The organism is Spirosoma pollinicola (assembly GCF_002831565.1).
GTDB classification, from domain to species: domain Bacteria; phylum Bacteroidota; class Bacteroidia; order Cytophagales; family Spirosomataceae; genus Spirosoma; species Spirosoma pollinicola.
The window spans coordinates 3,401,029-3,412,220 of record NZ_CP025096.1 but is presented as its reverse complement, the minus strand read 5'-3'; the positions used below and the strand labels follow the sequence as shown (position 1 = coordinate 3,412,220).

Annotated in this window: 11 protein-coding genes; 6 read left to right on the top strand and 5 right to left on the bottom strand. The window is 48.4% G+C overall.

The annotated features are described in order from the left end of the window. Nucleotides 1-93 precede the first annotated feature (93 nt). Complete coding sequence (locus CWM47_RS14210; RefSeq protein WP_100988601.1) at nt 94-870, bottom strand: crotonase/enoyl-CoA hydratase family protein; 777 nt, start codon at nt 868-870, stop codon at nt 94-96. A gap of 30 nt (nt 871-900) precedes the next feature. Then, nucleotides 901-1,443, bottom strand: a complete 543-nt coding sequence (locus tag CWM47_RS14205) for a DUF3237 domain-containing protein (RefSeq protein WP_100988600.1) — start codon at nt 1,441-1,443, stop codon at nt 901-903. Between the two features lie 128 nt (nt 1,444-1,571). On the opposite strand from CWM47_RS14205, the gene CWM47_RS14200 reads away from it, so the two are divergent. Beyond that, the gene (locus CWM47_RS14200) at nt 1,572-2,483 is read left to right on the top strand and encodes a LysR substrate-binding domain-containing protein (RefSeq protein ID WP_100988599.1); all 912 of its coding nucleotides are present in this window, start codon (nt 1,572-1,574) and stop codon (nt 2,481-2,483) included. Nucleotides 2,484-2,489: 6 nt separating this feature from the next. Here the strand turns inward: CWM47_RS14200 and CWM47_RS14195 are convergent, their stop codons facing one another. The 3 genes from CWM47_RS14195 to miaE form a co-directional block, all read right to left on the bottom strand. Further along, complete coding sequence (locus CWM47_RS14195) at nt 2,490-5,513, bottom strand: PD-(D/E)XK nuclease family protein (protein WP_100988598.1); 3,024 nt, start codon at nt 5,511-5,513, stop codon at nt 2,490-2,492. Nucleotides 5,514-5,685: 172 nt separating this feature from the next. Beyond that, nucleotides 5,686-5,856 (bottom strand): hypothetical protein, encoded by a 171-nt coding sequence (locus tag CWM47_RS38125; RefSeq protein ID WP_157815965.1) that lies wholly within the window; start codon nt 5,854-5,856, stop codon nt 5,686-5,688. A gap of 35 nt (nt 5,857-5,891) precedes the next feature. Then, nucleotides 5,892-6,488, bottom strand: a complete 597-nt coding sequence (miaE, locus tag CWM47_RS14190) for a tRNA-(ms[2]io[6]A)-hydroxylase (protein WP_100993875.1) — start codon at nt 6,486-6,488, stop codon at nt 5,892-5,894. A 227-nt stretch (nt 6,489-6,715) separates the two neighbouring features. Here miaE and msrA point away from each other — a divergent pair, with 227 nt between their 5' ends. From msrA to CWM47_RS14165, 5 genes are all read left to right on the top strand, one after another. Continuing rightward, nucleotides 6,716-7,393 carry a peptide-methionine (S)-S-oxide reductase MsrA gene (msrA, locus tag CWM47_RS14185; protein WP_100993874.1) on the top strand — a complete coding sequence of 226 codons (678 nt, stop codon included), beginning with the start codon at nt 6,716-6,718 and terminating at the stop codon, nt 7,391-7,393. 227 nt (nt 7,394-7,620) lie between these two features. Next, nucleotides 7,621-8,346 carry a hypothetical protein gene (locus CWM47_RS14180; RefSeq protein ID WP_100988597.1) on the top strand — a complete coding sequence of 242 codons (726 nt, stop codon included), beginning with the start codon at nt 7,621-7,623 and terminating at the stop codon, nt 8,344-8,346. A gap of 110 nt (nt 8,347-8,456) precedes the next feature. Further along, nucleotides 8,457-9,470 carry a hypothetical protein gene (locus tag CWM47_RS14175; protein WP_100988596.1) on the top strand — a complete coding sequence of 338 codons (1,014 nt, stop codon included), beginning with the start codon at nt 8,457-8,459 and terminating at the stop codon, nt 9,468-9,470. A 108-nt stretch (nt 9,471-9,578) separates the two neighbouring features. Then, nucleotides 9,579-10,625: an acetate and sugar kinases/Hsc70/actin family protein gene (locus tag CWM47_RS14170; RefSeq protein ID WP_100988595.1), complete on the top strand. Its 1,047-nt coding sequence runs from the start codon at nt 9,579-9,581 to the stop codon at nt 10,623-10,625. 57 nt (nt 10,626-10,682) lie between these two features. Continuing rightward, on the top strand, nt 10,683-11,186 hold the full coding sequence (locus CWM47_RS14165) for a hypothetical protein (RefSeq protein ID WP_100988594.1): 504 nt from the start codon (nt 10,683-10,685) through the stop codon (nt 11,184-11,186). The last annotated feature ends 6 nt before the right edge of the window (nt 11,187-11,192 follow it).

The following is an 11,192-nucleotide window of genomic DNA, read 5'->3' as shown; positions in this document are numbered from 1 at the left end:
TTTACGGTACTTAGAGGTTCGTGACAAGTGTAGTGGGTCGATCTATTAGACTATGGACGTGTGTACCGAAAACCGGATACCAAAAACCCTATTTCACTCCCCTACTTTTTTGGCTCTTCCCTCCAGAAAGTCGCTGAGCCGTTGTTTGGCCTCGGGCGACGATTGGGCAATAGTGGCCATCAAACTTTCGAGCATTAACCCTTCCGACTGATTTGAGTCGGCAATACGGGGCAGAACATGCATCAGGGCATAATTGGTCATGGGCGAATTCTGTGCAATTTTCGTGGCCAGTTCAATCCCTTTGGGAAGTCCTTCACCAGTAGGCACGAGATACTGCGACAGGCCCATCCCTACCCCTTCATCAGCCGAAATAACCCGGCCCGTAAACATCATATCAGCCATGCGAGCCATACCAATCAGTTTCGGAAGCCGTACCGACGCTCCACCGCCCACGAAAATACCACGCTGGCCTTCGGGTAAGGCATAAAAGGTGCTTTGTTCGGCCACACGGATATGACAGGCCGCAGCAATTTCGAGTCCCCCGCCCACACAAGCGCCTGTCAATACGGCCACCACGGGCACGGTACCAAATTGAATACGATCCAGTACCCGGTGCCACATTCGCGAATGATGCAGTCCTGCGATCACATCCCGTTCCTGCAACTCTGACAGATCAAGGCCTGCACTGAAATGGGCACCATCAGCATAGAGCACCACGCACTTCACGTCATCTGGAATGGCCAGAAAAATAGCTTCCAGACTTAATAGCAGCGAATCATTAATGGCATTCCGTTTTTCGGGGCGGGTAAGTTGTATAAACAGGAGGTTGTCACGTTGCTCAACGTTCAGCCAGTTCGACGGTTCAGCCATAAAATGAAAAATTAAAGAGTAGACGGCGGCTTAAAGAAGTTTCCAGATTTGAATGACAACATTTTCCGGGTTTCGAAACGCTTTACAAACAAAAAGAGCGTTGTTCATCCAGGCGTATTTTCCTGCGGGTGCTTCAAATTGAGGTATAGTCCGAAAGTAATATTCCGATTGGCTTACCTGCTCCCCACGCGCAATGCGGGCGGCAACTTCGGGGGTGGCAACACGCAATCCAACATTTTTGATGTAAATAATTACGCCATCGTCGGTTTTAAACTGATAATGCGCTTCCAATTCAGCCACCCCATCTTTCCGAACGATTTGCCAGTCGGCACCTCCCGGCAGAATTTCGCCTTTCAGATCGGGGCCTTCTACGGTGCCACCCAAAATCGGGATAATTCGGCGCAGGCCGTGTGGCGTTTCCCCCACTACATAAGGAGCGCCGACCTTCACGTTGAGCTGACCAATGAACACCAGGCCGGGTGCTGCCGGGACTTCTGTTTTCTGCGCTATCGCCTGCAAGCTGACGAAAAGTGACAGGCTAAATAAGAATACAGGAATGATCCGTGGGTTCATACGTATAAAAGAGAGATGCAGGAATCGGAAACTCGTCCAGCCTACAATAATCTAAAAAAATACCCCTAAAGTCTAATTGTTTTTTGTAATCTTGTGATAAGAAAAACTTATCACAAAATTACAAAACGATGGAATTAAGGCGATTACGCTACTACGTTGCCGTTGCGGATGAGCTTCACTTTGGTCGGGCGGCTAAACGACTATCTGTCTCTCAACCAGCTCTCAGTCAGCAAATTAAATTATTGGAGGCAGAAGTGGGGGTTGACTTGTTTTTGCAGGAAAAATTAAAATTGCTTCATAAAGTTGAACTCACGGTTGCGGGTAAGTTCTTCCTGGAAGAAGCCCGAACGATTTTACTGTCGTCCGAAAAGGCCATCGAAGCTACCCGAAAAATTGGGTTGGCTCAAAAAGAAATAAAACTGGGTACTTACCGAATGATGATTCGGAGCCGGATTCTGGATATTCTGACAGTTTGTTCGCAGCAGTTTCCAACGCTGGACATTAAAATCGTTGAGTTTTCGACCCATCTCGCCGTACAGGATGCGTTAATGGCCGGCACCGTTGACCTGGGTGTTACGCTGCTTCCCGTCAAGTTTCATCAACTGAATGGTGTTGATTTCAAGACCGGCTATGTGAAGGTATTACTATCAGATAAACACCCCCTGGCCAACGAAAAATCGCTAAGGCTGGAACAGCTAATTAGTGAAAAATGGGTTGACATCAATCGGTCTATTCATACCGTATATGATGATCTTGAACGAATGTGCAATAAGGCGGGGTTCAGCCGCGAAGGAGCTATTGTGCAGGAGGTTTCGTCAATCGAGTTACTCAGTGGTCTGGTTAGTCTGGGCATTGGGATCGCTTTTGTCCCTACCTTTTTCGATACATCGGCCATTCGGGGGGTGGTGAGCAAAGAGCTGGTCAATGCCGACGGCTCTCTGCTTACCGACGTAGTTATCAAGGCAGCGATTTGCTATAAGCAATCGAGTCTGACGCCAACATTACAGGCGTTAACCAACGCATTTAATCTGTATTCCTGAGCGGTATCAACGCCCGCAGATACCCTTATAATCGCAATATTGGCAGGTTTCGAGCTTATCTGTTTTCTTAAACGGCACCTCAGAATCGAGTAACTGTTGAATAAGCTGCTGCAACAACTCTTCCGAATCCTGAATGTATTGCGCCGGGCTATCATCGTCGCCAAACCGAACCGGGTTCGACCTGAACCCTCCGCTAATGTCGCGAAATGAATAAAATCCGGCTTCTACAGGCAAGCCATCTGTTTGAAAAATATCCTTTTTAGCTCGGTCGCGGGGCAATCCACCATGCTCGCTAATATTTTTCAGAGCCAGATAGCGATACAGCCACAACTGCCGCATTTTTTCGGAGTCGCCATCATGCAATAGCTTTTCTACTAAATCTGGAGGTGTTTTTTCGGACAGGTGAACCTTACCGGTTTTATAATCGACGATACGAATTTTTCCGTCATATTGCTCAATTCGGTCAATCTTACCGGCAATCCGCACCCTGATTGGCGCACGTCCTTGTACGGGAACCGTCAGGAAGGTTTCGAGGGTTTGTTCCGTACCTATGACGGTTAAGCCCGACAATGCGTTTTGTTGCCGCTGGAAATCGAGCATGAGTTTTTGTGCCAGGTCATACAACAGTAAATTCATGCCCGACTCTATGACCCGCCCTTTGTTGGAAATAGCAAACTCTTCTTCCAGCAGGTTTTTTATGATTGCCTCGTCTATGGGTAGGGCCTTGAGTCGATACTCAAGATCCAGTCGCTCCATTACTTTATGCAGCCAGCTGCCAAATTCAGCCGCGCCCATTTTCTCTTCAATATCTTCTTCTTCGCTGATGTTCACAATACGGCTAAAGTAAAACCGCATGGAACAACTCACAAATTGATTCAGATACGACGGATATATGCCTTTGGTCGTTAGCAACGTAATCAAATCCTCCCGAATGCGTTCGGTTTTCTGAACCCGCAATTGGGTCAGATCCGCTTCTTTCGTATTTCCTTCCCGGCCAAAGCGAACCGTGGGGTGGCTTATCCGAACCAGTCCGTTTGACTGGGGCACCAGTTCATGTTCGAGCTGGCGGATAAACCGACTTGGCTCACCCTTACTACTGCCATACGCATCGGTTGACGTTGTGTATAACAGCACAACCTCGCTCGCCCGTTGTAAAAGCCGGTAAAAATGGTAAGCCATCACAGCTTCCTGTTCCCGATAGGTGGGAAGCATCAATTCGGAGGCTATATCGAAGGGAATCAACGAGTTTAGCTTGCGTGACTGTGGCAGGACACCCTCGTTTACCGACAGGATAATGACCCGTTCAAAATCTAAAGCCCGCGTTTCGAGCATCCCCATTATTTGCAACTGACTCTTCCCTTCGCTGGTAAACGGAATACTCGTTTGTCGTATCAGTTCGTAGAGAAACTGCCTGAAACTCCGCACCGTAACAGCAGCATGATCTTCGGGAGCAGCACTTTTTGGGTTTCGGGCTAGGGTCTCCGTCTGCCGATCGAGAGTGGCTTCGAGTTGCTTGAGCAGGGTAAAAAACAGGTATAGGTATTCAATTTCGATAGCATCCTGACTCGTGCGATAAACATCGCGCAGCAGGTCAATCAGCGCGTAAAACGTGCGGATGGCCTTCATGGGCTCCTCATTAGGCCAGCGGGTAAATAATACCTGCACGAGCGGGTCATCCTGCCCAAGTTCCCTGATTTCTTTTTCGGTCAGGTACACCCGCTGGTTCTTCACAATTTCTTTGGCAATCCACTGAAAGAGCGGCTCCGGCGGCAGGACTTCGCCCGTTGGCAATACCTCGCCCGGCCACATCAGCCCATGAATACGCTCGTATTGCTTCAAAAACGGGTGATTGAGCAGCTTGACTATGTGGCGGTGGTGGAATTTGGGAATCTTCAAATCACGACCATCCCGCGTTCTGAACTCATGCACGGTTCGCTGCATCTCAAACAACGTATCGACCAGCGTAAACATCAGCGATGACCGCAACGACAAGCCCATCGTCACGTTCAGGTCGGTCACGTTTTCGTCGAGTGCGTAAAGCACTGGCACCAACAGCGTTTCATCGGCCAGCACAATAGCCGTTTTAGGGCGTGGCGTTGTGGCTCCCCCCTGCCCCGCTGAAGCTTGCCATTCACTATAAATTTTACCGGCAACCTTCGTCTGCATACTGGCGTTGGGTACGCCAACGACCCGGATGTTTTTTTCCGAACCTAGCAAATTACTGGATTGCTGGGCCAGGTCTTCGTGGTTCTGCTTCGAAAAAAACCAGCCGTTCTCCTTGTATCGGCGCAGGAATTCGCCCGCTTCCTGCCGCCTGTCGTTCATGTAATACTGATCGGCATCCCAGATGAGTTCTGCTTTCTGCGCATCGACAAGTAGCTTAATGATGTGCTCTTCGGCCCTACTGAGCGCGTTAAAACCCACAAAATACACCCGTTCGTAGGCCAGATTATCCCGAATCAGCGATTCGACATTTTGCGCCAGCAACCGGTAGGCCATACCCCGATACGCCAGATGTTGCTCATTCAACCGTTTATGCAGCGCATGATAAGCGGTTTGCAGGTTCTCAAACAGTTTGAAATAACGGGCTGTGCCGGGTGTTTCGGTAATGGGATTGGCATTGGGCGGCAACTCGACCTGCCAGCGTTCGAGGGCTTTAGCAGCCGTGAGGTAGCTGAACAGTTCGTGTGGATTGACGAGATACTGATCGATACGGTCAAAATCGGCCAGCAAGATAGACGCCCAGCCAATAAACTGTTCGAACTCGACCAGGGGGTCGATCTCCTTAAAAATATCATATAGCTCAAAGAGCAGGCTAACCGAGTCAATCAGTTGAACCCCTGCGGCCTGCGTAATGAAATCGTCGACAGCCAGGGCATGGGGCGCCAGAAATGGCCGATCGGAGAGAGCCGCTAATTCATCTAAGAACACGGATACCGCCCGGCGTGTGGGCAAAATCACCCATACATCGTTCAGGCTGGGGCCGTGGGCGTCGAAAATTCGTTGGGCTGTTTGTTGAAGGAAAGTCAAGATTCGATTGTTCGGCGAGTCGAAAAGTTAGTCAGCCGAACAGTAAATATAACCTACCTGACAGTCAATTTCGGTTAAATAGGTTGATAAATTCATCAATCTGTTTGAGATAAAGCGTATCTGTTTCCCCACATTTATGCGCTAAATCTTTGATAGCAAGCCATTGTTTAGCCTAAAATGCTGGCTCAAAAACAGGTTGTCGAAGCCGGTCAAATACCTCCGAAAAGTCAACTATTTGCGATGCATTCGCAACCAAATCAAGCCCAGTCAGCAATTGGCCATCAGGCTGTCGGGTATATACTTTAATCCAGGGCAACACATGCATGTCCATAATTCTGAGCATTTTTGATCCCTTTCAAAATGTAACGAAAAGAAAAATCAATGCATACGGTCACCGCGAACGGCCAGATTAGCAATGATGTCGGCCTCAACGGCAAGAAATTCTTTCCAGCGTTCCCGTACACGCTTGGCGGGTAAATACGTTTCAGCCAGTTCAATGAAGGTGCGATAATGACCTGCTTCTGAGATCATAAGCTCACGGTAAAATTTCCGTAGGCTTTCGTCGGCAATCTGTTCGGAGAGTAGTTTAAACCGTTCGCAGCTTCGGGCTTCGATGAGGGCATTCATAAGCAGATTGTCCAGCATCTGCTCTTTATAGTCATTGATAGACCGGCGCAGTCGGGTTCTTACCTGGTGTACATAGTCATCCTTTCGATGCCGCCCAAGTGGAATATTACGCTTACGCAGTTCTTTCAATACCCGCTGAAAATGGCCCCACTCTTCGGCCACAATGGGTGTCAGCACATCCACGATGACTGGCTGATCGAAATATTGAACAGTGAGCGAGATGCACGACGAAGCGGCTTTCTGTTCGCACCAGGCATGGTCTATCAAAATCTCACCGATGTTCATTTCGGCGATATTGACCCAGCGGGGGTCAGTGGGAAGTTCGAGTCCTAAGGTCGTAAGCGACATGAGGTACGGTAGGGTGGTTGTTCGGTGATGAAACGGGTTTATACCCGCAAAGATAACCATGGCTACATACACTATTGACGAACCCAGGCAAGCAGAGTTTCTTTTTGCATACGGACGGCACAGATTTTACGGATTCCCGCGGATAAAATCCGTAAAATCTGTACCATCCGTGTGCTTTATATTGTTAGGTGTTTATACTATTGTCAACGGTTGATATGACTCCCATGATGATCCGAAAACTAGTCCTGTTTCTGGCCGGGTGGCTTGTAGTGTGTACGCTTGGTGTGGTTGGCTGCGGCAAACAATCAGACACGCCGAAAACCGAAACAGTCATCGACATCAATCCCGCCAAATTACCAACGCTTAAGCCCGGCGAAGCCGTGGCAACGCTGGCAGGTGGGTGCTTCTGGGCCGTTCAGGAAGAAATGCAGTCGCTTAAAGGCGTTCGCAAAGCTGTTTCCGGTTATGCCGGGGGCGATCTGGAATACCCTACCTATGAGCAAGTCGGGACTGACCAGACGGGCCATGCCGAAGCGGTCCAGATATATTACGACCCGAAGGTTATTTCGTATGATATTCTTTTGAATGCGTTTTTTGCGGGCCACGACGCGACCCAACTCAACCGACAAGGACCGGATATTGGCAAGCATTATCGCTCGGCAGCTTTTTACAGATCACCCAGCGAGAAAGCTCGGATCGAGGCCGCTATCCAGCGCGAAAATACGTCTGGGCATCATCAGGGAAAGGTCGTTACGCAGGTCGTACCCTTTGCCGCTTTCTACCCGGCAGAAGTGTATCACCAGGATTATTATCGCACTAATCCCTACAACATGTATCTCCAACTGGTTTCTAAACCCAAAGTAGAAACATTCAGGGAGCGAATGGAGAAGTGGGTAAAGGAGTAATTCTAGTTTTTACGCGAGTTTCATTTTCTCAAAACTGACGTCACACGTTGCCGTAAGTCGAAAACCGTCATTCCCTGTAGCAATTTGTCAAGTCCCGCAACCGTTCGGCCAAATCTGATATTGTGTGATTGACAGGAACCTCGTAACATTGTCCAGTCCTTCACCACAGGGAAGCTCCCAACACAGGGCATCCCAACAAATGAGTGACCACGAAACGACAAATAAACATGCCAGAACCTGACAAATCAATTGGCCGTAAAATCCTGAGCTTCTTTGTTAAAGAAGATGAGCCAGGAACCGCAACAGGCACACCTCCGGCGGCAGCATCGGCTCCGGCCGCACCCCGGCCTTCGGTCCCATTGTCTAATCCGAGTTCACCTGGTCCAGTCCAGACTACTGCTCCGGTTGGATCGGCAGCTGACTCAACGGGAACGGTTGACTCGAAGTTTGCCGAACATTTAGCCAATGTACTGGCGCAAAATAATCCACCTGGCCCCGACTATTTCGAGTTTCGCGAAACGCTCCGTAGCCTCAGTAATCTCGGTCTACCCGAAGACAAACAGTTTCAGGCGGCCTGGGCAAGTTTCAAAGCGCTTGGCGGGGCCTCGGATGTAACTATTTTGACAAACACGGCGAATGGGTATATTGCAGCTCTGAACAAGGACCGGGACGGGTTTGGGAAGAGTGTGGATGCGGCTTTGACCGAACGTGTTGGTGGCTTGCAGAATGAACAAAAGCGGTTACAAGCCGAAAACGATACGCTGGCAAAACAGTTAATTGACATTCAGAAACAGATCGACGCCAACTCGACCCGATTAACCGCTATTACTGGCGAGATCACAGATCAAAGCGCGAAGATTTCGCAGAACCGGCAAAATTACGAATCGACTTTCGCACACTTTGCCGACCAGATCAAACGTGATATCGCCAAAATGGCTCAGTACCTTAAATGATTTACAATGCTTGAATTATGTGATTATGATCGCCTGATCTGCTAGTCAATAAGTCTAATTCAAGCATTTTATAAATCGTAAATAGTAATTCGTAAATCAAAAATCCTTACATGGCAACTCCCGATTTTTCAAAACTTGGCGGCAGTACAGACGTGGAGAAACGTTCGTTCTGGAGCCGCCCCGAAGGTGTTCTGGGTATGATTGTGATGGCCGGTGTAGCAGGACTGGGCCTGGTGTACTTTAACCGAATTCTTGAATTCCTGATTCGCGCCACGTCCAATATTCTCGAACTGTCGCTCCTGCTGGGAGCTCTGGGTGTCCTGATCTTTCTCTTTACGAGCAAAGACGTTCGAACCGCCGTGTTCTTCCTCTTTAAGTCACTCATGCGTAGTCTGACCGGCACCGTGATCCAGTTGAATCCGATTGCCATCATGAAAATCTACATTGATGATTTGAAGGAAAAGCGGGAGAAGATGCAGGGGCAGATCAATATTCTGGCGGGGCAGCTGGTAAAGCTAAACAAAAAGATCAACGAAAATAACGACTCGATCAAGCAGAAATTTGCCGAAGCAAACAAAGCTAATTCACTGATCGAGAAGCCCGGCATGCGTGAAACGGCTCAACTGGCGACCATTGAGGGTGCAGGCTTGCAGGAAATGAACGAGAAACTGCTGCCCCTTCAGCGGAACATGAAGAATGTACTGGCCTTCATGGAGAAAGTAAACCAGAGTGCCGACTACATCATCAAGGAAACGGAAATCAAAGTCCGGCTTAAAGAGACCGAGTATCAGATCGTTAAAGATAGCTCCAACGCGCTCAAAACGGCTGTCAGCATCTTTAAAGGTGACCCCGACAAGAAGTTTTACTTCGACCAGTCGATGGAATACATTCAGGACGATATGAGCATGAAACTTGGCGAAATGAAACGCGCGATGGACTTGTCGATGGACTTTATCAACGGTGTCGATATTCAGAACGGTATCCTCTCCGACAAAGGTGAAGCTTTACTCGATGCTTACAATAAAGGCGAATTTAAGATGGTTCAACTGGATGCTCCGGCCCAAACCATTAACCTCGGCCCTGCCCCTCAAAAGGATGCCGGGTATAAGAATCTGCTCGATTAAAAGCGAATGAGTGAAAGAGCGAATGAGTGAAATTTCTGAACGCCAATCCCTCATTCATGTTTTCACTCTTTCGCTCATTCATTCTTTCACTCTTTCACTCTTTACATTATGCAACGCTTAACCGTGGCCGGTCGGCTACTCATAACGGCCCTTATTCTGGCCGCTGCTTTCTTCGCTTTCCGTTATTTTGGCGGTAATGAAGCCCTGCGCAAACTAGCGCCCAAAGACAAAGAATATACCGAATCGGGAACTCTGCCCCGAGCTGACGACAAAACGGCTGAAGGAGCCGTAGAGGAAAGTAGCGCATCGTCATCTGGTTCCTCGGAAAGCACAGCGACCGACCAACCCGGTCAGGCCTTTACTTACACGGCACCAGAACCCCAAAATGGTAAACTAAAAGGCGTGGTTGAGTTGGGTGCCAGCGGGTTTAACTCATTCATTGTGCGCATTGACGACCAGAAACACTGGAAACTTGAAAAAGCGGAGTTCAATAACAGTCTTGTCATGGAGAACATGGCTACTGATGAGGATATCCGTACCGGCCTTAAAAGCTACATCGGCAAAATGCTCGATTTTGGTGTAGGTGGCCGTGATATTCAATTTGTGGTTAGTTCGGGCGCTGTGAAGGCCGAAGGGACGCCGAAAATCGTAAAAGTGCTTAAGTCACTGAACTACGTTGTTAACACAGTTACACCGGAACAGGAAGGTTCACTCGCCTTGAGAGCTGTGCTGCCTACTGATTTTTACGACAATTCATTCGTTGTCGATATTGGTTCCGGCAACACTAAAATCTCGTGGAAAGAAGGTGGCGCAACAAAAGCGCTGGAGACGTATGGAGCAAAATACTTTCAAAATAACACCAGCGACGAGGCCGTTGCTTCGGAAGTACAGGCTAAAGCGAAACAAGTGCCAACCGACCATCGCAAGACGTGTTTTATCATCGGTGGTGTTCCGTTTGAGTTAGCCAAGTCGGTTCGAAAAGGGAAAGAGCGCTATACTGTCCTGGATGCTCCATCGGCCTATAAATTGGAAAACGCTAAATCGAAAGCGGGCTTGAACATTTACAAATCCATTGCCGACGCAACGGGTTGCAATCAATTCGTTTTCGACTGGGATGCCAATTTTACAATTGGTTATCTGTTGACATTGAAATAGTTTTAAATAGTTACTTGTAAGTAGTAAGTTGTCAACATACTGCTTAACTCCCACCTTATGACGCTTCGTGATGTATTTGAGGCCCTGTCGGGCCAGCCTCTATTACTATTTTTGCTCCTGTCGGCCATACCGACAGGAGCTTTTTTAATAAATCTATGGTCGGGAGAAACCGCCGAAGACATTTGGAAGTGGCGGTACGTGTATGCAGTTCTGGTTTATCTAGCCTGCATACCCGGCATTTTCGCGTTTACGCTGAATATTTATTTGTTTCTATTTGAACGTCAAAGCATTTGGGATATGAACCTTGCCTTGCAGGTACTGCCCATCTTAACAATGATTGCAACCCTGATGCTGATTCGGCGCAAACTGCCCTTCAATTATATTCCGGGGTTTGGGAAACTGTCGAGCTTTCTTACCCTGATAGCGGCTATAATGGGGATTATGTGGTTTATTGACCGCACCCGAATTTACGCCATAACCTACGTCCCCTTCACCTATATTGTGGTAGGCTTTGTGGCACTACTCCTGGTTATTCGATTTGCCTGGAATCGTATTTTTTGAGAAAAT

Coding starts and splice junctions, on each gene's coding strand:
- CWM47_RS14210 (WP_100988601.1), bottom strand. CDS start 870: ATGGCTGAACCGTCGAACTGGCTGAACGTTGAGCAACGTGACAACCTC.
- CWM47_RS14205 (WP_100988600.1), bottom strand. CDS start 1,443: ATGAACCCACGGATCATTCCTGTATTCTTATTTAGCCTGTCACTTTTC.
- CWM47_RS14200 (WP_100988599.1), top strand. CDS start 1,572: ATGGAATTAAGGCGATTACGCTACTACGTTGCCGTTGCGGATGAGCTT.
- CWM47_RS38125 (WP_157815965.1), bottom strand. CDS start 5,856: ATGCTCAGAATTATGGACATGCATGTGTTGCCCTGGATTAAAGTATAT.
- miaE (WP_100993875.1), bottom strand. CDS start 6,488: ATGTCGCTTACGACCTTAGGACTCGAACTTCCCACTGACCCCCGCTGG.
- msrA (WP_100993874.1), top strand. CDS start 6,716: ATGATCCGAAAACTAGTCCTGTTTCTGGCCGGGTGGCTTGTAGTGTGT.
- CWM47_RS14180 (WP_100988597.1), top strand. CDS start 7,621: ATGCCAGAACCTGACAAATCAATTGGCCGTAAAATCCTGAGCTTCTTT.
- CWM47_RS14175 (WP_100988596.1), top strand. CDS start 8,457: ATGGCAACTCCCGATTTTTCAAAACTTGGCGGCAGTACAGACGTGGAG.
- CWM47_RS14170 (WP_100988595.1), top strand. CDS start 9,579: ATGCAACGCTTAACCGTGGCCGGTCGGCTACTCATAACGGCCCTTATT.
- CWM47_RS14165 (WP_100988594.1), top strand. CDS start 10,683: ATGACGCTTCGTGATGTATTTGAGGCCCTGTCGGGCCAGCCTCTATTA.